The sequence below is a fragment of the Streptomyces sp. DSM 40868 genome (assembly GCF_011820545.1).
GTDB classification, from domain to species: domain Bacteria; phylum Actinomycetota; class Actinomycetes; order Streptomycetales; family Streptomycetaceae; genus Streptomyces; species Streptomyces eurythermus.
Genome location: NZ_CP050504.1, coordinates 2,744,441 through 2,766,437 on the forward strand (window position 1 = coordinate 2,744,441; position 21,997 = coordinate 2,766,437).

25 protein-coding genes are annotated in these 21,997 nt (G+C 72.4%); 15 read left to right on the top strand and 10 right to left on the bottom strand.

Annotated elements, in window-relative coordinates:
- The first annotated feature begins 20 nt into the window (after nucleotides 1–20).
- Nucleotides 21–1,016, top strand: a complete 996-nt coding sequence (locus HB370_RS12380) for a methyltransferase (protein ID WP_030783131.1) — start codon at nucleotides 21–23, stop codon at nucleotides 1,014–1,016.
- Nucleotides 1,017–1,092: 76 nt separating this feature from the next.
- Here the strand turns inward: HB370_RS12380 and HB370_RS12385 are convergent, their stop codons facing one another.
- Genes HB370_RS12385 through HB370_RS12415 form a run of 7 tightly spaced genes read right to left on the bottom strand, consistent with a single transcriptional unit; the run spans nucleotide 1,093 to nucleotide 6,263 of the window.
- Nucleotides 1,093–1,425 carry a TcmI family type II polyketide cyclase gene (locus HB370_RS12385; protein WP_030783126.1) on the bottom strand — a complete coding sequence of 111 codons (333 nt, stop codon included), beginning with the start codon at nucleotides 1,423–1,425 and terminating at the stop codon, nucleotides 1,093–1,095.
- A 21-nt stretch (nucleotides 1,426–1,446) separates the two neighbouring features.
- Nucleotides 1,447–1,926 (bottom strand): SRPBCC family protein, encoded by a 480-nt coding sequence (locus HB370_RS12390; RefSeq protein ID WP_030783123.1) that lies wholly within the window; start codon nucleotides 1,924–1,926, stop codon nucleotides 1,447–1,449.
- Between the two features lies 1 nt (nucleotide 1,927).
- Nucleotides 1,928–2,182: an acyl carrier protein gene (locus HB370_RS12395; protein WP_030783119.1), complete on the bottom strand. Its 255-nt coding sequence runs from the start codon at nucleotides 2,180–2,182 to the stop codon at nucleotides 1,928–1,930.
- Nucleotides 2,183–2,204: 22 nt separating this feature from the next.
- Nucleotides 2,205–3,449 carry a ketosynthase chain-length factor gene (locus HB370_RS12400; RefSeq protein WP_030783116.1) on the bottom strand — a complete coding sequence of 415 codons (1,245 nt, stop codon included), beginning with the start codon at nucleotides 3,447–3,449 and terminating at the stop codon, nucleotides 2,205–2,207.
- A 9-nt stretch (nucleotides 3,450–3,458) separates the two neighbouring features.
- A complete protein-coding gene (locus tag HB370_RS12405) occupies nucleotides 3,459–4,718 on the bottom strand; it encodes a beta-ketoacyl-[acyl-carrier-protein] synthase family protein (RefSeq protein WP_030783113.1) in 1,260 nt (419 codons plus the stop codon).
- Nucleotides 4,715–5,155: a cupin domain-containing protein gene (locus HB370_RS12410; protein ID WP_030783111.1), complete on the bottom strand. Its 441-nt coding sequence runs from the start codon at nucleotides 5,153–5,155 to the stop codon at nucleotides 4,715–4,717. Before HB370_RS12410 ends, HB370_RS12405 begins: the two co-directional genes overlap by 4 nt.
- Before the next feature lie 34 nt (nucleotides 5,156–5,189).
- Nucleotides 5,190–6,263, bottom strand: coding sequence for a SchA/CurD-like domain-containing protein (locus HB370_RS12415; RefSeq protein ID WP_030783108.1), 1,074 nt, complete (start codon nucleotides 6,261–6,263; stop codon nucleotides 5,190–5,192).
- Nucleotides 6,264–6,466: 203 nt separating this feature from the next.
- On the opposite strand from HB370_RS12415, the gene HB370_RS12420 reads away from it, so the two are divergent.
- Nucleotides 6,467–8,125 (top strand): FAD-dependent monooxygenase, encoded by a 1,659-nt coding sequence (locus HB370_RS12420; protein ID WP_030783106.1) that lies wholly within the window; start codon nucleotides 6,467–6,469, stop codon nucleotides 8,123–8,125.
- Nucleotides 8,126–8,402: 277 nt separating this feature from the next.
- Here HB370_RS12420 and HB370_RS12425 read toward each other — a convergent pair whose 3' ends face one another.
- On the bottom strand, nucleotides 8,403–8,870 hold the full coding sequence (locus tag HB370_RS12425; RefSeq protein WP_030783103.1) for an RDD family protein: 468 nt from the start codon (nucleotides 8,868–8,870) through the stop codon (nucleotides 8,403–8,405).
- A gap of 210 nt (nucleotides 8,871–9,080) precedes the next feature.
- Between HB370_RS12425 and glnA the strand changes: the two genes are divergently transcribed.
- From glnA to HB370_RS12445, 4 genes are all read left to right on the top strand, one after another.
- Complete coding sequence (gene glnA / locus HB370_RS12430) at nucleotides 9,081–10,490, top strand: type I glutamate--ammonia ligase (RefSeq protein ID WP_030616802.1); 1,410 nt, start codon at nucleotides 9,081–9,083, stop codon at nucleotides 10,488–10,490.
- Between the two features lie 153 nt (nucleotides 10,491–10,643).
- On the top strand, nucleotides 10,644–10,901 hold the full coding sequence (locus HB370_RS12435; RefSeq protein WP_030783100.1) for a hypothetical protein: 258 nt from the start codon (nucleotides 10,644–10,646) through the stop codon (nucleotides 10,899–10,901).
- A 75-nt stretch (nucleotides 10,902–10,976) separates the two neighbouring features.
- Nucleotides 10,977–11,897, top strand: coding sequence for a zinc metalloprotease HtpX (gene htpX, locus HB370_RS12440; RefSeq protein WP_030783097.1), 921 nt, complete (start codon nucleotides 10,977–10,979; stop codon nucleotides 11,895–11,897).
- 256 nt (nucleotides 11,898–12,153) lie between these two features.
- Nucleotides 12,154–12,738, top strand: a complete 585-nt coding sequence (locus tag HB370_RS12445; protein WP_030783094.1) for a hypothetical protein — start codon at nucleotides 12,154–12,156, stop codon at nucleotides 12,736–12,738.
- 23 nt (nucleotides 12,739–12,761) lie between these two features.
- Here HB370_RS12445 and HB370_RS12450 read toward each other — a convergent pair whose 3' ends face one another.
- Complete coding sequence (locus tag HB370_RS12450) at nucleotides 12,762–13,037, bottom strand: hypothetical protein (RefSeq protein ID WP_030783091.1); 276 nt, start codon at nucleotides 13,035–13,037, stop codon at nucleotides 12,762–12,764.
- A 171-nt stretch (nucleotides 13,038–13,208) separates the two neighbouring features.
- Between HB370_RS12450 and HB370_RS12455 the strand changes: the two genes are divergently transcribed.
- A complete protein-coding gene (locus HB370_RS12455; RefSeq protein ID WP_030783088.1) occupies nucleotides 13,209–13,949 on the top strand; it encodes an alpha/beta fold hydrolase in 741 nt (246 codons plus the stop codon).
- Nucleotides 13,950–13,996: 47 nt separating this feature from the next.
- Here HB370_RS12455 and HB370_RS12460 read toward each other — a convergent pair whose 3' ends face one another.
- Nucleotides 13,997–14,311: a hypothetical protein gene (locus HB370_RS12460; protein WP_030783086.1), complete on the bottom strand. Its 315-nt coding sequence runs from the start codon at nucleotides 14,309–14,311 to the stop codon at nucleotides 13,997–13,999.
- Between the two features lie 220 nt (nucleotides 14,312–14,531).
- Between HB370_RS12460 and HB370_RS12465 the strand changes: the two genes are divergently transcribed.
- The 8 genes from HB370_RS12465 (at nucleotide 14,532) to HB370_RS12495 (ending at nucleotide 21,987) form a co-directional block, all read left to right on the top strand.
- Nucleotides 14,532–14,900, top strand: coding sequence for an arsenate reductase family protein (locus tag HB370_RS12465; protein ID WP_030783083.1), 369 nt, complete (start codon nucleotides 14,532–14,534; stop codon nucleotides 14,898–14,900).
- Nucleotides 14,901–15,151: 251 nt separating this feature from the next.
- Nucleotides 15,152–16,183 (top strand): glutamine synthetase, encoded by a 1,032-nt coding sequence (gene glnII / locus HB370_RS12470; RefSeq protein ID WP_167512973.1) that lies wholly within the window; start codon nucleotides 15,152–15,154, stop codon nucleotides 16,181–16,183.
- A 281-nt stretch (nucleotides 16,184–16,464) separates the two neighbouring features.
- Nucleotides 16,465–16,587, top strand: coding sequence for a hypothetical protein (locus HB370_RS42470; RefSeq protein ID WP_267925127.1), 123 nt, complete (start codon nucleotides 16,465–16,467; stop codon nucleotides 16,585–16,587).
- A 119-nt stretch (nucleotides 16,588–16,706) separates the two neighbouring features.
- Nucleotides 16,707–17,297, top strand: a complete 591-nt coding sequence (locus tag HB370_RS12475; RefSeq protein ID WP_030783078.1) for a winged helix-turn-helix domain-containing protein — start codon at nucleotides 16,707–16,709, stop codon at nucleotides 17,295–17,297.
- Between the two features lie 61 nt (nucleotides 17,298–17,358).
- Nucleotides 17,359–18,381, top strand: coding sequence for an NAD-dependent epimerase/dehydratase family protein (locus HB370_RS12480; RefSeq protein ID WP_030783073.1), 1,023 nt, complete (start codon nucleotides 17,359–17,361; stop codon nucleotides 18,379–18,381).
- A gap of 51 nt (nucleotides 18,382–18,432) precedes the next feature.
- Nucleotides 18,433–19,710, top strand: coding sequence for a sensor domain-containing protein (locus HB370_RS12485; protein ID WP_030783071.1), 1,278 nt, complete (start codon nucleotides 18,433–18,435; stop codon nucleotides 19,708–19,710).
- Entirely contained in the window at nucleotides 19,695–20,348 is a 654-nt protein-coding gene (locus HB370_RS12490) for a response regulator transcription factor (RefSeq protein ID WP_030783068.1), read from the top strand. Before HB370_RS12485 ends, HB370_RS12490 begins: the two co-directional genes overlap by 16 nt.
- 136 nt (nucleotides 20,349–20,484) lie before the next feature.
- Nucleotides 20,485–21,987 (top strand): DUF1996 domain-containing protein, encoded by a 1,503-nt coding sequence (locus tag HB370_RS12495; RefSeq protein ID WP_030783065.1) that lies wholly within the window; start codon nucleotides 20,485–20,487, stop codon nucleotides 21,985–21,987.
- The last annotated feature ends 10 nt before the right edge of the window (nucleotides 21,988–21,997 follow it).

Here is a 21,997-nt window from a genome sequence, read left to right on the forward strand (position 1 = left end):
CCCCCACCCCGCCGCCGTCGATGCGGCTGCGCGAACTCGTGTTCGGGGCGGCCTGCGCCGCCGCCGTCCGCGCCGCCGCCCGGCTCGGTGTCGCCGACGCCCTCGGTGACGCCCCCATGACCGTCCAGAGCCTGGCGGCGGCCGTGCACACCGAGCCCGGGCCGCTGCGCCGGCTGCTGCGCGCCCTGTCCTGCTACGGCGTCTTCGCAGAGCGGCCCGACGGCACGTTCGCCCACACCGAGATGTCCCGGCTGCTGCGCGAGGACGACCCGAGCAGCCTGCGCGCCATCGCCCTGTGGTGCACCGAGCCGTGGACCTGGGACGCCTGGCCCCGGCTGGACCGGGCGGTGCGTACCGGCCACAACGTCGTACAGGACCTGTACGGCAAGGAGTTCTTCGAGTACCTCAACGAGGACGCCCCGGAGTCCGCCGACGTCTTCAACCGGGCGATGACCCGCTCCAGCGAGCAGTCGGCCCGGGAGGTCGCCGCGCTGCTCGACCTGTCCGGCAGCGACTCGGTCGCCGACCTCGGCGGCGGGCAGGGGCACGTGGTGGCCAGCCTGCTCGACAAGTACCCGGCGATGCTGGGCTATCTGCTGGACCTGCCGCGGGTGGTGGACAACGCGCTGCCCCGGTTGCGCGAGGGCGGCGACCTGGCCGGCCGGACGCGGATCGTGCCGGGTGACATCCGCGAGGCCGTCCCGGTCAAGGCCGACGTCTACATCATCAAGAACATCCTGGAGTGGGACGACGAGTCCACCGCCCGGCTGCTGCGCAACGTGGTCGAGGCGGGCGGCCCCGGCACCCGGGTCGTCGTCATCGAGAACCTGGTGGACGACACTCCGTCCATGCGGTTCAGCACCGCCATGGACCTGCTGCTGCTGCTCAACGTGGGCGGCGCCAAGCACACCACCGCCAGCATGACCGGCCGGCTGCGGGCGGCGGGCCTGGAGGTCGGCGACATCCGCCCGGTCAACCCGTTCCTGCACGCGTTCGACTGCACGGTCCGCGGCTGAGACCGCTCCCCCACGGAACACCGGTGCCGGGTCCGCGTCGTACGCGGGCCCGGCACCGGTGCTCCGGACGGGGATCTCAGACTCCGGCGTCGCGCTCCCAGACGTAGAAGCGCTGGGCCATGGCGTCCTTCGGGGACCGCCAGGTCTCGGGGTCGTACGCGCTGACGTACGCCGACAGCCGTTCGCTGACCTCCTTGAACTCGGGGTGCGAGGTGACCTTGGCGATGGCCGGTCCGGGCTCGCGTTCGGACTCGATGAGGTGCATGTACACATCGCCGAACTGGAAGAGGCTGCGCCGGACCACCCCGACGAGGTGCGGCAGCTCTCCGCGGTCGGACTCCGCGAACACCTTGGCGATGTCCGGGGCGGAGCCCGGGGCCATGCGGGCGACGATCAGGGCCTGGTGCACGGTCGTCTCCTGCTCTCCGGCTCAGTCGGCCAGGGCCGGGGCGGGCCGCCGGCCGGCCGCCGCCTTCTCGATCTTGTCCCGGATCAGGGCGAGCTGGACCTTGGAGTTCTTGTTGATGTTGTCGGTCATCCAGTCGTCGTCGACCGGCGCGTCCGGCTTCATCGCGAAGTCCTGGGTCCACACCATCCGGGTGCCGGCCGGGACCTCCTCGTAGCTCCAGTGGATGTCCATGTGGGCGAAGGGGCCGGTCTCCACCCGGCGGGCCGTGACGGTGAGGGAGTCGCGGTCCGGCTCGCGCTCGGAGACCCAGCTCCAGACGGTGCCGTTCTCGTCCGGGTGCATGGTGAGCCGGAACGTGGTCTTGGCGCCCTCCCGCTTGAGGACCTCCACCGACGCGTACTCGCTGAACAGCTGCGGCCAGCGCTCCAGGTCGTTGGTCATGTCCCAGACCAGGTCCAGCGGGGCGGCGATGGTGATCTCGTTCTGGGTGTGTCCTGCCATGTCAGGCTCCTGCCATCAGGGTCGTGTTGACGAGGTTGAGGAACTGCTGCGGTGTCTTGCAGCGTTCGGCGTCCACCGGCATCGGGGTGCCGTGGGTGTTCTCCAGCTCGCCGACGATGCCGAGCAGGCCGAGCGAGTCGACGCCGAGGACGTCGAAGCCGGTGTCCGGCTTCTCCATCAGCTGCTCCGGGCTGACGGTGACCCCGGCGGCCTTCTTCATCAGCGCGGCCAGTTCTTCCACGGTGATCTGCGGCATGTGCTTTCCTCCTTTGCTGTGCTCACTGCCTGGTGCCGGCTCGCAGCACCAGCGCCGAGTTCGACCCCATGAGTCCGCGGCTGAGCACCAGGGCCGTGCGCGGTTCGGCGACGCGGGCGTGGCCGGTCACGAGGTCGAGGTCGTGGCAGACGTCGAAGACGTTCGGCGTCGGCGGGATGAGGCCGTGCTCCATCGCCAGCACGGCCGCCGCGGTGTCCAGCACGGGGGCCGCGCAGTAACCGCGGCCGATCCCGGTCTTCGGCGCGGTGACCGGGACCCGGGCGGCGTGCGGACCGAGGGCGTCGGCGAGCGCCAGCGCCTCGGCCCGGTCGGCCTCCGGCACCCCGAGGGCGTCGGCGAAGACGACGTCGATCTCCTCGGGGGCGCACCCGGCCTCCGCCAGGGCCTGCCGGACGGCGTGCGCGAGGCCGTCGCGGGACTCCGCCCAGCGGGAGGCGCCGGTGAAGGTGGCCCCGTGGCCCGCGACGACGGCCCGGATGGCGGCGCCGCGCTCCTCGGCGGTGCCCGCCGCCTCGATGACGAGCATGGCGCCGCCCTCGGCCGGCACGAATCCGCACGCCCCCTCGGTGAAGGGGCGGTAGGCCCGGGTGGGGTCGGTCTCCCGGCTCAGTTCCGCGTAGCCCAGCTGGCAGACCATCGAGTACGGCGCGAGCGGCGCCTCGGTGGAGCCGGCCACGATCACGTCGGTGCCGCGGCGCACCGCCCGGGCCGCGTGGGCGAGGGCGTCCAGTCCGCCGGCCTCGTCGGAGGCGACGACCGAGCAGGGCCCCTTGAAGCCGCGGCGGATGGAGACCTGGCCGGTGCTGGCGGCGTAGAACCAGGCGATGGACTGGTACGGCCCGACGAACCGGCTGCCCTTGCCCCACAGTCGCTGCAGTTCGCGCTGGCCGAACTCGCCGCCGCCGGATCCGGCGGCGGTGACCACGCCGATGGAGTACGGCGCGTCCGGGATGCCGGACGGCGTGAGCCGGGCGTCGTCCAGCGCGAAGTCGGCTGCGGCCATGGCGTAGTGCGTGAACCGGTCGGTCTGGACGAGGAAGCGCTCCTCGATGGTGGCCGCCGGGTCGAAGGCGCGGACCTCACCGGCCACCTTCAGGGGAAGGTGCTCGCAGCCCTCGCGGGTGACCCGGTCGAGGACGCTGAGGCCCTCCTGGGTCGCCTTCCAGAAGGTGTCGGTGCTGGTGCCGTTGGGTGCGACCACCCCGATGCCGGTGATGGCCGCCTGCCGGTCCTTCGGTTCGCTCATCGTGTGTCCTCACTCCCTCGGCCGGGTCAGGATCACCGCGGACTGGAAACCCCCGAACCCGCTGCCCACGGACAGCACGCTGGTCAGCTTGCGTTCGCGGGCGACGCGCGGGACGTAGTCCAGGTCGCACTCCGGGTCGGGGATCTCGTAGTTCGCGGTCGGCGGTACGACCTGCTTGGCGAGGGCCAGCACACAGGCGACCAGTTCGATGGCGCCGATCGCCCCGAGGGAGTGCCCCACCATGGACTTGATGGAGCTCATCGGGGTGTCGTAGGCGTGGTGGCCGAGCGCCCGCTTCACGGCCGCCGTCTCGTGGCGGTCGTTCTGCCGGGTGCCGGAGCCGTGCGCGTTGACGTAGTCGATCGCCGTGGGGTCGAGCCGTGCCTGGCCGAGGGCGGTTTCGATGGCCCGCGCCATCTCCAGGCCCTCCTTGGTCAGGCCGGTCATGTGGTAGGCGTTGCCGAAGGTGGCGTAGCCGCCGAACTCGCAGTACACATGGGCACCGCGGGCCCGGGCGTGCTCCAGCTCCTCCAGGACGAGCACCGCGCCGCCCTCGCCCATGACGAAGCCGTCACGGTTGTTGTCGAAGGGCCGGGACGCGTGCGCGGGGTCGTCGTTGTTCGGGGACGTGGCCTTGATCGCGTCGAAGCAGGCCATGGTGATCGGGGATATCGGGGAGTCCGAGGCCCCGGCGACGCATATGTCGGCCCGCCCCTCCTGGACGGTGTGGAAGGCGTATCCGACGGCGTCGAGTCCGGAGGTGCAGCCGGTGGAGACGGTCTGCACCGGACCCTGTGCGCCGAAACGTTCCGCCACCGCGGAGGCCACGGTGCTCGGCGAGAACGCCCGGTGCAGCTGCGGCTCCGCCTCGGTGTGGTCGACGTCCCAGCGCTGCCCGCGGTGGCTGACCAGGACGTAGTCGTGCTCCAGACGGGTGGTGCCGCCGACGGCGGTGCCCAGGGAGACACCGACCCGCCAGGGGTCCTCCCGGGCCAGGTCGAGACCGGAGTCCCGGACCGCCTCCTCCCCGGCGACCAGGGCGAACTGTATGTACCGGTCCGCCCGCTGGATCTGTTCCGCGTCCAGGCCGTGCGCGGCGGGGTCGAAGTCGCACTCGGCGGCGATCCGGGACCTGAGCCCGGCCGGGTCGAAGAACGTGATGCCCCGCGTCGCGGTACGGCCTTCGGCCAGCAGGTCCCAGAACGCCGGTACGCCGATCCCGCCCGGAGCGACGACGCCTATGCCGGTGACCGCCACGCGCCGGGTCATGAGCGGACCTGTTCCCGGCCGGCGGGCTCGGCGACTGCGGCCAGGGGCTGCGCCGTCTCCTCGGTGTCGACGTGGCCGAGGGACGGCTTCGGGGCGAGCGGGCCCAGGTGGAAGACGAGCCGCGCCTCCACCTTGCCGACGTTGCGGAACCGGTGGCGCATGTTGATGGGGATCATCAGCCCCTGCTCGGGCCGCAGCGGGTGCGGCTCGCCGTCCAGGTCCACCTCCAGCTGCCCGCACAGGACGTAGACGAACTCCTCGGAGTAGGGGTGGTAGTGCTCACCGATGCGGTCGCCGGGCTGGACGATGGCCACGCCCATGAAACCGCTGGTGGCACCCACCGTCGTGGGGGTGAGCATGGCGCGCAGATCACCGCCGCGCCGGGTGTTGGGCTCGATCTCGCTCAGGTCCACGATCTTCGGAAGGGGTTTGATCACGGTGTTCCTCCGTTGGTTGGGCCGGCCCGCGGGGTCAGGCGTCGGGCGAACGGCGGTCGGTGACGAGGTCCATGCCGACGGGCTCGCCGTCCAGCAGTGCCTCCAGCCCGGCCGGGTGCCCGGGCTCCGGCGGGGCGCCGAGGCCGGGGCGTACGTCGAGCAGCCGGACGACGACGTCGTCGCGCTGGAAGATCGTGCTGCGCAGCACGGGGCTGTCCGGGTCGTCCGCCGCCGCCTCGTCCCGCTGGGCGAGCAGCTCCGCCAGCCGCATCCCGGCGCCCGGCCGGGCCGGGTAGTACCGGGCCAGCCGCTCGCCCTCGGTCAGCTCGTCCGCGGTGACGTGGTGCACGGCGGGCAGCGCCGCCCGGGTGAAGAACACCCGCGCGGACTCCTGGTCGTTCAGGTCCCGCTCCTGCTCCAGATAGGGGTTGATGGCCTCCTCCACGGCCCGCACCTCGGGCTGCCGGGCGACGTGGCGCAGCGCCGCGAGCAGGTCGCCGCGCACCTCGATGGCCCGCACCACCCGGTTGCCGTGCATGAACAGGGAGGTCCGGCACAGCCGGGTGGTCTCGTCGACCCGGGCCCGGGGCGAGGCGTAGTCCGCCAGGATCCGCTTCACCTCCGCCTCGCTGCCGGGCCGCACCGTGAAGGTGAGCGCGTGCCGGATCACCCCGTCACCGATCCGGGGGGACGCCTGGAGCCGGCGGCGCTCGGCGGAGACGGCGGCCTCTCCCCCGGTCTCGCGGACGACGTGGAAGCGCAGCGACCGGGTGTCCCGCACGCAGCTGTGCAGGGGCTCCACCATCCGCACGTGCTCCTCGCTGTTCACCCAGGTGAGGAACGGCGGGGCGCTCTCCCACTCGCTGGTGATGAGCCATTGGGAGGGGTTCTCGATGGACTGGCACAGCTGGTCGCTGACGTGGCCGGGGACCTGTGCCACCTGGTTGCACAGCTGTTCGTAGGCCTCCAGGAACTGCTGCTGGGCGCCGTCGTGGACGTCCACGAGGAGGACGACCCGCAGGCGGGAGCCGTCGAACACCGACTGGGAGACCCGCTTCGACACCTGGCGCGTCGAGGGGGCCGAGGGCTTTTCCGACAAGGTGGTCATGCTGCGCACATCTCCTTCACGGGGGCAGAGGCAACGCCGGCCGCCGAATGACGCGACGTCAGCGCTTCTTGATCCTGTGCCGCTTGTGCCGGGTCGCGCGACTCGCGTGAACCACGCGGGTGATTGAGCACGCGAAAGCCGTCCCACAGGGCACACAAACACCGATGCGCCCCGCATCCCGAACCTTCGCCTCTGGAGCCCTGATGCAGCAGAAAGCCGATCACCGGGTGCCCGTCCTCGTCGTGGGCGGCTCCCTGGTGGGCCTGTCCCTCTCCCTGTTCCTGGGCCGTCTCGGCGTACCGCACATGCTCGTCGAGCGGCACTCCGGGACCTCGATCCACCCGCGTGGCCGCGGCAACAACCTGCGCACGATGGAGCTGTTCCGGGTGGCCGGCATCGAGCCGGACATCAAGGCGGCGGCCTCGCTGCTCGCGGACAACCACGGCATCCTGCAGACGCCCACCCTGGTGGGTGACGCCGGGGAGTGGCTGTTCCGGCACATCGACCCGGGCGGCGGACTCGCGAAGTTCAGCCCCACCACGTGGTGCCTGTGCAGCCAGAACGATCTGGAGCCGGTGCTGCTGAAGGGGGCCCGGGCGCTCGGCGGCGACCTGCGCTACTACCACGAGCTGGAGTCCTTCTCCCAGGACCCCGAAGGAGTGACGGCGTACGTCCGGGACCGTGACAGCGACGAGCTGTACACGGTCCGCGCCGACTACCTGGCGGCCTGTGACGGCCCGCGCAGCCCCGTGCGGCGCCGGCTCGGCATCGGGCAGAGCGGCCCCGGCGACCTGTTCGCCAACGTCAGCGTCACCTTCCGGTCCAAGCTGCTCGCCGAGACCGTCCGCGACCGGCACTTCATCTGCTGCTACCTCACCAACCCGGAGGCCGACGGCGCGCTGCTGCCCGTCGACAACAAGGAGCACTGGGTCTTCCACGCGCCCTGGCACCCCGAGCACGGCGAGCGGCTGGAGGAGTTCACCGAGGAACGCCTCCAGCGGCACATCCGGCTGGCCACCGGGGTGCCGGACCTCGACATCGAGATCACCGGGAAGGCGTCCTGGCGCGCGGCGGAACGGGTCGCCGAGCGGTACACGGCCGGCCGGGTGCTGCTCGCCGGGGACTCGGCCCACGAGATGTCACCGACCGGCGCGTTCGGCTCCAACACCGGCATCCAGGACGCGCACAACCTGGCCTGGAAGCTGGCCGCCGTGCTCGACGGCTGGGCCGGGCCCGAGCTGCTGGAGACCTACGACACCGAGCGCCGGCCGGTCGCCCTGGCCACCAGCGCCCGCGCCTCGGCGCGCTCCGTGGAGCACAGCCACCCCGGCTTCGCCCCGACCCCGGGCGTCGGCGGCGGCCCGCGCAGCGGCATCCTCCCGGTGGTCCTCGCCTACCGCTATCTGGAGGGCGCCGTCCTGGACGCCGACCCGGCCCAGCCGGTCGTACCCGACGGGGTACGGCTGACCGCGGACCCCGGCAGCCGGGCCCCGCACCTGTGGCTGCGCCGGGCGGGCGAACGGCTCTCCACGATCGACCTCTACGAGCGCTCGCTGGTCCTCCTCAGCGACGCCGGCTCGGCGGCGGGCGCGGCCTGGGGGACCGCCGCGCGGCGCGTCGCGGACACGGAGGGGGTGCGGCTGGAGACGTATCGCATCGGCGCCGGCCCGGACGCCGATCTGTCCTACGACGGCGAGGGCCCCGGCGGCGGCACCGACTGGGCGGCCCTGCACGGCACGACGGCCGACGGCGCGGTGCTGGTCCGCCCCGACGGCTTCGTGGCCTGGCGCGCGCCCGGCGCGGTGGCGGATCCGGAGGCCGAGCTGCGGCGGGTGGTGGGGGCGGTGCTGCGCCGGGGGTAGGCCGACGGGACGGCACGCCGGAGGTCACCCGTACCGGTGGTGCGGGTGACCCATACGGCGCAGCGGCCGGAGCGCTGCCGGATCCGGACCTCGACGATCTTGGCGAAGCGGTCGTACGGGTGACCCTTACGGCGCGGCCGCCGGGGGCGCCGTCAGATGCGGACCTCGACGGTCTTGGCGAAGCGGTCGTACGGGTGACCCTTACGGCGCGGCGCCTCGACGGTCCTGGCGAGGCAGTCGTACGGGTGATCCTCCCGGCGCGGCCGCCGGGGCGCCGTCAGATGCGGACCTCGACGGTCTTGGCGAGGCGGTCGTGCAGGCCGCGGCCGTCGCGGTCCCAGATCAGCGCGGGGATCGCGAGGCACAGCAGGACGGTGCGCAGCAGGGCGCGGCCCGGGCTGACCGTGCCGGTGCTCAGGGCCACCACCCGGATGCCGAAGAGCCGCTTGCCGGGGGTGCAGCCGACCGTGCCGACGGTGAGCGCGCTCAGCACGAAGAACACGCCCAGCGCCCAGTTGCTGGTGAGCGCCCCGTTGCCGTGCGTGATCAGGCCGTATGCGATCAGGACGCACAGCGCCCAGTCCACGGCGAGCGCGCCGAGCCGCCGTCCGGGCCGTGCGATCGAGTTCGGCCCGTCCTCCGGGAGCCCGAGCTGCTCGCCCCGGTAACCGAAGTCGGCACCCGCCTCTTCCATGGCCGCGCGCGGGCCGGAGAGCCACGATCCGATTGCCTGCCTGTTGTCCACGCGTCCACGGTACTGTGCCCGGTTTCGGACACTACGCGCAGGGGTGCACGGGGGCTACGGTGGACACGTGGCCGGTTAACGTCTGCGAAACAAACGGGTCACGCCCGAGAAATCACCCGTCCCTAGGGTCGAGACCACCGTGTGCCACCGCACTGGCCGCACGAACGATCTACCACCCCGGCGAGGACGGTCGGGAGTAGGAGGAGCTGGATGTTCCAGAACGCCGACGAGGCCAAGAAGTTCATCGCGGACGAGGACGTCAAGTTCGTCGACGTCCGCTTCTGCGACCTGCCGGGCGTCATGCAGCACTTCACGGTGCCCGTTGAGGCGTTCGACCCGGACGAGGAGCTGGCCTTCGACGGATCGTCGATCCGCGGTTTCCAGGCCATCCACGAGTCCGACATGGCTCTGCGTGCCGACCTGTCCACGGCCCGTGTCGACCCGTTCCGCCGGGACAAGACCCTCAACATCAACTTCTTCATCCACGACCCGATCACGGGCGAGCAGTACTCCCGTGACCCGCGCAACGTGGCGAAGAAGGCGGAGGCGTACCTGGCGTCGACGGGCATCGCCGACACCGCGTACTTCGGTCCCGAGGCCGAGTTCTACGTCTTCGACAGCGTGCGTTTCGCCACCTCGGCGAACGAGTCCTTCTACCACATCGACTCCGAGGCGGGTGCCTGGAACACCGGCGCCCTGGAGAACAACCGCGGCTACAAGGTCCGCTACAAGGGCGGCTACTTCCCGGTCCCGCCGGTCGACCACTTCGCCGACCTGCGCGCCGAGATCTCCCTGGAGCTGGAGAAGCAGGGCCTGAAGGTCGAGCGCCAGCACCACGAGGTGGGCACCGCCGGCCAGGCGGAGATCAACTACAAGTTCAACACGCTGCTGGCCGCCGCCGACGACCTCCAGCTCTTCAAGTACATCGTGAAGAACGTGGCCTGGCGCAACGGCAAGACCGCGACCTTCATGCCGAAGCCGATCTTCGGTGACAACGGCTCGGGCATGCACGTGCACCAGTCGCTGTGGAGCAACGGCGACCCGCTGTTCTACGACGAGGCCGGGTACGCGGGCCTGTCGGACATGGCCCGCTACTACATCGGCGGCATCCTCAAGCACGCCCCGTCGCTGCTGGCCTTCACCAACCCGACGGTGAACTCCTACCACCGTCTGGTGCCGGGCTTCGAGGCGCCGATCAACCTGGTGTACTCGCAGCGCAACCGCTCGGCCGCGATGCGTATCCCGATCACGGGCTCCAACCCGAAGGCCAAGCGCGTCGAGTTCCGCGCGCCCGACTCCTCCGGCAACCCGTACCTGGCCTTCTCGGCCCTCCTCCTCGCGGGCCTGGACGGCATCAAGAACAAGATCGAGCCGGCCGAGCCGATCGACAAGGACCTGTACGAGCTGGCTCCCGAGGAGCACGCGAACGTCGCCCAGGTCCCGACCTCGCTGAACGCCGTCCTCGACGCGCTGGAGGCCGACCACGAGTTCCTCCTCCAGGGCGACGTGTTCACGTCCGACCTGATCGAGACGTGGATCGACTTCAAGCGCACGAACGAGATCGCGCCGCTGCAGCTGCGTCCGCACCCGCACGAGTTCGAGCTGTACTTCGACGTGTGACGGACCCCGCACCACACCCGAGGCCCCGCCGCTCCCCGTGAGCGGCGGGGCCTCGGTCTTTCCAGGGCGCTGTGCAACCTTTCCCGGGTCTCAGACTTCCTATTGTCGGAGGATCATGACTCCGCGGTGCCGGACGAGGAAGGTTGCACGGGGATGGCGGAACAGGACGACTGGGAGCGGGAGTTCGATCACGCGTGGGTGAACTCGGCCGAGCACAAGGAGCCCTCCGCGCGGGCCCGGATGCTCGCCGCGCGGTGGAAGGAGAACCCGCCGGAGCCGGCGCCCTTCCGTGCCGACCCGGACCCGGTGGGCCCGCGCCGGTCCTCCTGGGTGTCGACGGCCGTGGTGCTCGGCTGCGTGGCCGCGGTGATCGTGCTGCTGGGGTACGCGCAGCTGCGGTCCCCCTACTGATCTCCCCCGGTCCACCGGCACCGGCGGGTGCACACTGGACAGCGGGGCGAGTGCCTGGCTGCGGGGTGATGCGAGATGCGGAGCCGGTTCCACAGCGATCGGCGGCTGACCGTGCGGATGGGCCTGACGCTGTTCCTGCTCGGGCTGCTGTACGTCGGCTTCGTCGCGGCGCTGATCGTGCTGCTGAGGTCCTGGGTGCTGGTCGCCGTCCTGGTCGGGGCGCTGTTCGTGGCCCAGTTCTGGTTCTCCGACCGGATCGCCGTGTTCGCGATGCGCGGCCGGCCCGTGGCGCGGGAGGAGTATCCCGAGCTGCACGCCGTGGTCGACCGGCTGTGCGCGCTCGCGGACCTGCCCAGGCCCGTGGTCGCCGTGTCCGCGATGGACATGCCGAACGCGTTCGCGACCGGGCGAAGTCCCGACCACGCCGTGGTGTGTGTGACCACGGGGCTGCTGCGCCGGCTGGAGCCCGCCGAGCTGGAGGGCGTGCTCGCGCACGAGCTGTCACACGTCGCGCACAAGGACGTCGCCGTGATCACGGTGGCGTCCTTCCTCGGGGTGGTCGCGGGTCTGGTCGTACGGTTCGCCTTCTACTCGCAGATCTTCGGCGGGGGCCGCCGGGACCAGAACACGGCCATCGTCTTCGCCGCCGTCCTGGGCGTCTCGGCGGCCGTGTACGCGCTCAGCTTCCTGCTGATCCGGGCGCTGTCCCGGTACCGGGAGCTGGCGGCCGACCGCGCGGCGGCGCTGCTGACGGGGCGGCCCTCGGCGCTGGCGGCGGCGCTCACCAAGGTCTCGGGGGAGATCGCGCGCATCCCGACGAAGGATCTGCGCACGGCCCAGGCGTTCAACGCGTTCTACTTCACCCCGGCGACCGGCCGGGAGCCCGGCATCGAGCGCTTCTTCTCCACCCACCCGCCCCTGGGACAGCGGCTGGAGCAGCTGGGCCGGATCTCGCTGGAGCTGGGCGAGGCCGCCGGCCCGGGGAAGGCGGGCTGACCGGTGAGGGTGAGCCGGTCTCGCGAGCGGGTCGGCCGGGCCGGCGGAGCCGGCCGCGGGGCCGGTGGGGTCCGATCGGGCGAGGCCGGGCGCAGGTACGGGTGGGCCGGGCGCCGACGCGGGTGGGCGCCGGTGCGGGCGGACCGGACGGGCGCGCACGGGAACGGCCGGCGGACGTGTGCCGCCGAGCGGGCGAGGGCCGCGGACCGGACAGGCGAGGCCGGCCGGGGCACGCGCGGGCGGAGGTGAGGCGAGCATGCGGTTGCTGGACGTTCTGCTGGGGCGTACCCGGCCGGTCGCGCCCGATCTCGACCGGCTGTTCGCGCTGCCGTCGGCCGCGGTGACGCTGGAGGCGGCGACCGGCTTCACACCGGCCGGGAGCGGGGCGGTGTGCTTCGCCACGGTGGAGGGGGCGGCCTTCGAGCGGATCCACCGGGAGGTGCGGGCGCTGCTGGACGCCGACCGCGACCGCACCGGCCCGCCGGTGGAACCGTACCGGGACGGCTACGGCTACTCCTGGCTGGTCTCCCGGCGCTCCCCCGGACAGCTGCCGCAGCTCGTGGCCGATCTGCACGCGGTGAACAGCTCGCTGGAGTCGGCCGGCTTCGGCCCGCTGCTGCTGTGCTCGCTCGTGTCCTTCACGGACGGCGCCGAGCGGCGGGCGGCGCTCGTGTACCTCTACAAGCGCGGCACCTTCTATCCGTTCGCCCCGCTGCCCGGTGCCGACGAGCGGCGGGACAACGCGCTGGAGCTGCGGCTGAAAGCCGTCCTCGACGGTGATCTGCCGGTCGAGCCGGATCCGGGCCGCTGGTTCCCGGTGTGGGGCGCCCCCGGCCTGTGACGGCCAGGGGCGGCCCCGCTCGTTCACCGCGTCTGCTCCCGCTCCTGCCTGCGGGCCTCGAAGGGGCGTTCGCGGCGGTAGCGGCGCTCCCATCGGGCCTGGCGGTCCCGGCGCTCGCGGTACGCCCGGTAGTTGTCCGGAGGCGTGCCGGGGGCGGCGCCGGGCGGGGTCGTGCCGGGGGAGCCGCGGCCGTGTGTCGCGTACAGATACAGCAGCGCCACCGCGGCGAGCCACCAGAGATGGTTTCCGATTCCGAGGATCACCAGGACCACGGTCCCGGTCGCGAGAATGCCACGCATGACGGACCTCCGTGGGGTGAGCGGGAGGGAAGCGGAGCGTGTCTGTTTCGTCTCCGTACGTGCAGCGTAGGGAGGGCGCGATCAGCGGCGCATCCCGTTTTCCGCGCGGCCCGAGGCGGTTCGCGAGGGGTTCGCGCGGGCGCGGCGGGGCGCCGTGAGTGAATGGCCCGCATGGACCGACTCTCCACCTTCACGCACGCGTACGACGGTGAACGGCTCAGCGGGGCGGGCGCCGGACCGTCCGGCCGGGCCACGGCACTGCTGCTGCACGGCGCGGGCAACGGCAGCAAGGAGCGACTGCTGCCGTTCCTCGCCGACTTCGCCGCCCGGGGCTGCCGCGCCCTCGCCTTCGACTTCTCCGGGCACGGTGAAAGCACGGGTGAACTCGCGGAGTTGAGCCTGCGCCGTCGGTACGAGCAGGCGGTGGCGGTGCTCGACGCGCACGCCCCGGCGGACGATCCGCTGATCGTCGTCGGGTTCAGCATGAGCGGGCAGACGGTCGCGGATCTCGTGCGGCACTACGGGCGCCGGGTCGCGGCCGTGGGGCTGTGCGCGCCCGCCGTCTACGGCCAGGATGCCTGGGACGTGCCGTTCGGCAACGGCGACAGCCGCTTCTCGGAGCTGATCCGCAGGCCGGACAGCTGGCGGGACTCCCCCGCCCTTGAGGTGTTCCGCTCGTACGCGGGCCGGGCGGTGCTGGCGGTGCCGGGCCACGACACGATCATCCCGGCGGCGGTCACCGAGGCCATACAGGAGGCGCTGTCGGAGCGCTCCCGGTTCTCCCGCTTCGACCTCCCGGACGCCGAGCACATCCTCGGTCTGTGGTTCCGCGATCACGACGCGGACCGGCGGGAGTTCGTGACGCGGCTGCTGGCGGGCCTGGACGGGCACGCGGAGGCGCCCCTTCGCTGATGGTGCCGGGTGCCCTCACGGCGGCGTGAGGGCACCCGGCACACGGTTCACCGCGAGTAACGCATCAGCGCCCGCACCATGTGACACGTGGTGTCGGAGGGCGGCCGCATGCCGATCCGCTCGGCCGTGCCGCGGATCGTCTCGTTCCGGGCCTGGTCCGGCAGATAGACACCGGAGTCGAGCAGGGCTATGGCGAGGCGCATGGCCTTCAGGCGCCGGTTGTGCGTGACGTACCACTGGCGCGGCCGTCCGGCCGGCAGCGGTCGCTTCACCTCGGGCTCGTAGGGCGAGTCGAACAGCACGGGGTGCTTGGCGGTGGACTGGGTCGGCAACGGCTTCGGCTTGAGGGCGGCAGCGGGCACAGGCATCCTCCTGTCGCGGTCAGACCGGCCGCCGGCGACCCGGCGCCCGGTCTCGAACACTGCTTCCAGTCTACCGGCGGCCACTGACAATCGGTCGGTCGCGGAAGCGAGTGAATCCCCAGGTCACGCAGGAAATTGGCGTTCCGTCACCGGTGGTGGGGATGAGGCTGCCGGGGCGTCATGAATTCGAACAGAGCCGGTACCGCGTACCGTGTCGCCCATGGAGATCTGGATCAATCCCGCCTGCTCGAAGTGCCGTAGCGCGCTCACCCTGCTCGACGCCGAGGGGGCCGAGTACACCGTGCGGCGGTACCTGGAGGACGTGCCGGGCGAGGGCGAGATCAGGGCCGTACTGAACCGGCTGGGCCTGGAACCGTGGGACATCACCCGTACCCAGGAAGCGGAGGCCAAGGAACTCGGGCTCAAGGAGTGGCCGCGCGACGCGGACTCCCGGGACCGCTGGATCGCCGCGCTCGCCGGGCACCCCAAGCTGATCCAGCGGCCGATCATCACCGCGGACGACGGGACGGCGCTGGTGGCCCGCAGCGAGGAGGCCGTACGGGAGGCCCTGGCCCACAGCGGGCGCTGACGACTTCCGTCGCGCCGGGGTCCCGTGCGGGAGCCCCGGTCGTACGCAATCCGCGCGACCGGGACCGCTCCCTCTCACTACGTGACCCTCGGCACACAAACATCAGGTAACACGGGGTTCACATTCGGGCAATGGCCGGGAAACCGCCTGTTGACAGGCTGCCCGCAGTTCGAGCGGCGCCCCGGTGCCGCAGCGCCGCGGCATCCGCCCAGGCGGACGCGCCCGACCCACCCCCGAAGGATGTGGCCCCCGTGACCTTCAAGGCTGAGTACATCTGGATCGACGGCACCTCGCCGACGGCCAAGCTCCGTTCCAAGACGAAGGTCATCCCGGGTGCCCCGGCCGGTCTCGACGCGCTGCCGCTGTGGGGCTTCGACGGCTCCTCCACCAACCAGGCCGCGGGCCACTCCTCGGACTGCGTGCTCAAGCCGGTCTTCACCTGCCCGGACCCGATCCGCGGCGGCGACGACGTCCTGGTGCTGTGCGAGGTGCTGGACACCGACCTGACCCCGCACCCGACCAACACCCGTGCCGCGCTGGCCGAGGTGGCCGAGCGGTTCGCCGCGCAGGAGCCCATCTTCGGCATCGAGCAGGAGTACACCTTCTTCGAGGGCTCCCGTCCGCTCGGCTTCCCCGAGAACGGCTTCCCGGCCCCGCAGGGCGGCTACTACTGCGGTGTCGGCGCCGACGAGATCTTCGGCCGGGACGTCGTCGAGGCCCACCTCGACAACTGCCTGAAGGCGGGCCTCGGCATCTCCGGCATCAACGCCGAGGTCATGCCCGGCCAGTGGGAGTTCCAGGTCGGCCCGCTGTCCCCGCTGGAGGTCTCCGACCAGCTGTGGGTGGCCCGCTGGCTGCTGTACCGCACCGCCGAGGACTTCGGTGTCTCCGCGACCCTGGACCCCAAGCCGGTCAAGGGCGACTGGAACGGCGCGGGCGCGCACACCAACTTCTCCACCAAGGCCATGCGCGAGGGCTACGACGCCATCATCACCGCCTGCGAATCGCTCGGCGAGGGCTCGAAGCCGCTGGACCACGTGAAGAACTACGGCGCCGGCATCGACGAGCGCCTGACCGGTCTGCACGAGACGGCCCCGTGGGACAAGTTCTCCTACGGCGTCTCCGACCGGGGTGCCTCGGTGCGCATCCCGTGGCAGGTCGAGAAGGACGGCAAGGGCTACATCGAGGACCGCCGCCCGAACGCGAACGTCGACCCGTACGTGGTGACCCGCCTGCTGGTGGACACCTGCTGCAGCGCGCTGGAGAAGGCCGGCCAGGTCTGATCCGTCCCGCACCCTCCGGGGGCGCCCGCCGTGACGGCGGGCGCCCCCGTCGCGTATCCGGCCTTGGAGAGGGGCCGTTGAGCCCCGCAACGACGGCCGGGCCCGTCGGCACCGTCCGGAATGTGAGACGTCCCACCGGCCGGACCCGGCCCGCTCCAGGCCGCTGAACAGGGCCGAAAGCCGGGGCCCGGAGGGGTTGTCACGCCGGTGTCACATCAAAGAAGCGTCCAAGCAGTGAGAGGAGACTCCTGCCCGCCGCACGGCTCTGCTTCAATGGGACCATGGCCAGCATCCAGCAGATCACCGCGACGGGTCGCTACGACCTCCAGCCGTTCTGGCCTTCCCGTCAGCACCACGACTTCGACCGTGTGTGTCGCCCCGCGATGAACGCGCGGGCCCTCTAAAGCCGTACCCCCGGCCTTCGGCCAGCGCGAAACGACGTACGTCCTCCGGCGGCGCCCGACCACGAATCGGGGCCGCCGCACCGTCCGACGAACTCCTCGCGCGAAAGAGCTGACCTCTCATGGCGACCACCCGATCCCTCTCCACCGCCACCCTGCCCACCCCCGCCCCGAACGGCACCCGGCACCGGCTGCGCGCCGTGGACCGGGACGAGGCGGTCCACGTTGCGGACTTCCTGCCGCCGGGCGCCACCTGGCTGCCCGCGCCGCAGCACACCCTGCCCACCCTGCCGGGCCAGCCGCCGATGGTCGGCTACCTGGTGCTGGTCCCCGCCGACCAGCGGCCCCCGTTCCTGCCGGTCGCCGTCCCCGACCAGCCGGAGGCCCGGGCCGGGCGCACCGAGCCGGACACCGGCACCGAGCCGCTGGTGCGGATCGACCCGGTGCGGCGCACCGCCAGCGTCGAGGGCCGCGAACTCGACCTGACCTACCTGGAGTTCGAGCTGCTGGCCCACCTGGTGGCACACCCGCACCGGGTGCACACCCGCGACCAGCTGGTCACCACGGTGTGGGGCTACGGCCACGTCGGCGACGGCCGCACCGTGGACGTGCACATCGCCCGGCTGCGCCGCAAGCTGGGCGACCGGCACCGCCAGTCGATCCAGACCGTGCGCCGGGTCGGCTACAAGTACACCCCGCCGACCGCCCGCTGACCGTTCTGCCCTCGGCAGAGCCCCGCGCGCCCACCGCCCCGGGCCGGGCAGGATCACCGGCATGAGACTTCTCGTGCTGGGCGGTACGGAGTTCGTGGGGCGGGCCGTCGTCGAGGCCGCGCTCGGGCGGGGCTGGGAGGTGACCGTCTTCCACCGGGGACGGCACCGCCCCCCGCCCGGAGCGCGGTCGTTGCACGGCGACCGCACCGCGCCCGACGGCCTCGCCGCGCTCACCGCGGACCGGGCCGGCTGGGACGCCGTGGTGGACACCTGGTCGGCCGCCCCGCGCGCCGTGCACGAGGCGGCCCGGCTGCTGCGCGGCCGGGCCGGACGGTACGCGTACGTCTCCAGCCGGTCGGTGTACGTCTGGCCCTGGCCGCCCGGCGCCGCGGAGGACGCCCCGCTGGTCGAGGGCGCCGCCGACGCCGGGGCCATGGACTACGCGGCCGACAAGCGCGGCGGGGAACTGGCCGCCGTCGGCGCCTTCGGCACGGCGGACTCGCTGCTGGTGCGGGCCGGGCTCATCCTCGGCCCGTACGAGAACGTGGGCCGGCTGCCCTGGTGGCTGACCCGCATCGCGCGCGGCGGCCCGGTGCTGGCGCCCGGCCCGCGCGAGCTGCCCCTGCAGTACATCGACGCCCGGGACCTCGCCGACTGGCTGCTCGGCGCCCTGGAACGCGGCCTGTCCGGGCCGTACAACCTGGTGAGCCCGCCCGGCCACACCACCATGGGCGAGCTGCTCGACGCCTGTGTGCGGGCGACCGGCGCGGACGCGGAGCTGCGCTGGACCGATCCGGAGGCGATCCTGGCCGCCGGGATCGAGCCGTGGACCGAGCTGCCGGTGTGGGTGCCGCCGGGCGGCGAGACGCACGGCGCCGTGCACGGCGCGGACGTGTCACGGGCGGTGGCGACCGGGCTGGTGTGCCGCCCGGTGACGGAGACGGTCGCGGACACCTGGCGCTGGCTGAGCGGGCTCGGCGGCACCGGGCCGCTGCGCCCCGACCGCGCCCGTCCGGGCCTGGACCCCGAGGTGGAGGCGAAGGTGCTGGGCCTGGCCGAAGGTGTACCTGGCACCACCCCCTGACGTGGGGCTCCGCCCCGTGACCGGGCCCGGCGGACCGGCCAGACTGGCGGCATGAACACCGATGTCCAGCGGGACGACTTCCGCGCCCGCACCCGGCAGGCGGTGCTGGCCGCCGTGCGGGGGCTGGTCCTGGCCCTGGCGATGCCGCCGGTGACGGTGCTGTGCTTCGCCTTCACCGTCATGTCCCTCGAACTCCTCCCGCTCGGCCTCGGCCTGTTCCTGGTGCCCCCGGTGTTCGGCGCGGTGCGCAGGTACGCGCAGGCCCGGCGGGAGCTGGCCGCCGAGTGGGGCGGGGTGGTCATCCCGGTGGTGTACCGGCCGGTGCCGCCGGGGGCGGGCCCGTGGAGGCGCACGGTCACCCTGCTGCGGGACCCGCAGTCCTGGCGGGACCTGCTGTGGCTGCTGACCGACATGACCGCGGGCACGGTCACCGCGCTGCTCCCGGCCGTGCTGCTGTTCTTCCCCGTCCAGGGGTTCCTGGTGGCGGCCGGGCTGTGGCGGGCCTACGTACACGGGCCGGGCGACACCTACTGGTACGCGTTCGTGCCGGTCACCGGGCAGGCGACCGCGCTGCTCGCCGCCGTCCTCGCCGCCGTGCTGCTGGTGGTCGCCCACCGCTTCACCCCGTCGCTGCTCACCGCGCACTTCCGGCTCACCCGGGCCGTCCTCGGCGGCGGCCGGGGCGACCTCACCGAACGGGTGCGGGTGCTGACCGAGACCCGGCGGGACGCGGTGGACACCTCGGCCGCCGAACTGCGCCGGATCGAACGGGACCTGCACGACGGCGCACAGGCCCGGCTGGTCGCCATGGGCATGGACCTCGGCACCATCGAGATGCTGGTCGAACGGGACCCGGCCGCGGCGAAGAAGCTGATCGCGCAGGCCCGCCGGAACTCCGCCGAGGCCCTGGAGGAGCTGCGCGACCTGGTGCGCGGCATCCACCCTCCGGTGCTCGCCGAGCGCGGACTCGGCGACGCGGTACGGGCGTTGGCGCTGCGGCTGCCGCTGCCGGCCGAGGTGACCGTGGAGCTGTCCGGCCGGGCGGAGGCGCCGGTGGAGTCGGCCGCCTACTTCGCGGTCAACGAGGTGCTGACCAACGCCGTCAAGCACTCCGGTGCCGACCGGGTCTGGATCGACGTGCACCACACCGACGGCCGGCTGCGGCTCACCGTCACCGACAACGGGCAGGGTGGTGCGGCGGTGGGGGCCGGCTCGGGGCTCGCGGGGGTGGAGCGCCGGCTGGGTACATTCGACGGCGTCCTGGCCGTCAGCAGCCCCGCCGGCGGTCCCACCATGGTGACCATGGAGATCCCGTGCGTGTTGTCCTAGCCGAAGACCTCTTCCTGCTGCGCGACGGGCTGGTGCGGATGCTCACGGCCTACGGCTTCGAGATCGCCGCTGCCGTCGAGACCGGCCCGGAACTCGCCGAGGCGCTGGAGGAGTTGACGCCGGACGTGGCCGTGGTGGACGTACGGCTGCCGCCCACGCACACCGACGAGGGCCTGCAGTGCGCGCTCGCCGCCCGCCGGGCGCGGCCCGGGCTGCCGGTGCTGGTGCTCTCCCAGCACGTGGAGCAGCTGTACGCGCGCGAGCTGCTCGCCGACGGCAACGGGGCGATCGGCTATCTGCTCAAGGACCGGGTGTTCGACGCGGAGCAGTTCGTGGACGCCGTACGACGGGTGGCGGCGGGCGGTACGGCCATGGACCCGCAGGTGATCCAGCAGTTGCTGTCCCGGCGGTCGGCCGAGGACCGGCCGCTCGCCCGGCTGACCCCACGGGAGCGGGAGGTGCTGGAGCTGATGGCCCAGGGCCGCTCCAACGCGGGCATCGCGGCCCAGCTCGTGGTGACGGAACGGGCGATCGCCAAGCACACCTCCAACATCTTCGCCAAGCTGGGCCTGGAGGTCTCCGACGACGACAACCGGCGCGTCCTGGCGGTGCTCGCCTATCTGGACCAGGACCGGTGAGCCGTCAACTCCACTGATTCGGCGGGGAATTCGCGGGACCGGTGAACACCTCTGGGGCGGCGTCCGTATGGAAGGGCGCCGCTTCACTCCTGTCGGGCGCCTCGGTGCCGCCCCACAAGGACGTCAGAGGAGTTCCATGGGACGCAACACACGACAACGCCGTAAGCCGCCGGCCGCCAAGGCGCTCGCCGCAGCGGCGGCCCTAGCGCTCGGCGGGGGCGGGCTGCTCTGGGCGAACTTCCACGCCTCGGCGCACGAGCCGGACCAGGAGGCATGGGGAGGCAGCCGGACCAAGGCCGCCACGGCCCAGGTCGCGACCGTCTCCTGCCCGGACGTCGGCCAGCGGCTGACGAACGTGCCGGAGCCGGCCCGGCAGGGCGTGGCGCGGGAACTGGCCGGTCTGGACCGGCAGATCACCGAGGCGTACGCCCGGCTCGCCGCCACCCGGGACGCGCAGGCGAAGGACCCCGGCTTCGTGCGGAACGCGATCACCGGCCCCCTCGGCGAGAAGCGGGCGGCGACGATCGACCGGATCCGGATCACCATCCAGCGGGCCGGCGGGTCCTTCGACGACGCGCTGGAACAGCTCGCCCCCTGCACGACGCGGAGCACCAACCGGACCGACGCGGGCGGCGGGCAGCAGAACGGGGGGCAACCACCGAACGGCGGACAGCAGCAGAACAACGGCGGGCAGCAGGGCGGCATCGGCGGGCAGGCCGGCAACGGCCCCGTCGCGGCGGACTTCGTGGACATCACCAAGGTCGCCCCGAACGTCCAGGGCACACCCCGCCGGACCGGCAACGCCTCGACCGGCACGTTCACCACCCGCTGCGGGGTGAACGCCAACAAGAACCACAACACCGACAACGTGATCGTGGCGCCCGGTGTCACCAACGGCGCGCACCACCTGCACGACTACGTCGGCAACCAGAGGATCGACGCCTTCGCGAGCAACCGGACGTTCCTCCGGGGCGGCACCAGCTGCCAGAACCGCGACGACCTGTCGTCGTACTACTGGCCGGTGGTCCGCGTCCAGGACGGCACCCGGGACTTCGACCAGAACGCCGACGGCGGCGGCAAGGAGGGCAACGTCGGACGGATCCTGACCCCGGTCCAGGCCGAGATCAAGTACGTCGGCAGCCCGGCGGGCAAGGTCGTCGCGATGCCGCAGTTCCTGCGCGTCATCACCGGTGACGCCAAGACCACCACCAACGGCCTCGCCAACGCCAACGCGCACTGGAGCTGCACCGGCTTCGAGAACAAGGTGCAGCTCACCGAGCGGTACCCGATCTGTCCGCGGGGCAGCAAGGTGGTGCGCTCCTTCGCCTTCCAGAGCTGCTGGGACGGGCGGAACACCGACAGCGCCAACCACCGTACGCACGTGGCCTTCGCCGACCCGGCCAGCGGGGTCTGCCCGAACGGGTTCAAGGCGATCCCGCAGCTGACCATGCGGCTCGTCTACGCCGTTCCCCCGCCGGTGGTCCGGAACGGGCAGGTGCGGAACGCCTACGCGGTGGACGGCTTCCCCGAGCAGCTGCACAAGCCGGCCACGGACCACGACGACTTCATCAGCGTCACCCGGAACGGACTGGCCGAGAAGATCGCCGACTGCCTCAACCGCGGTCAGAACTGCGCGTGACCCCCACCAC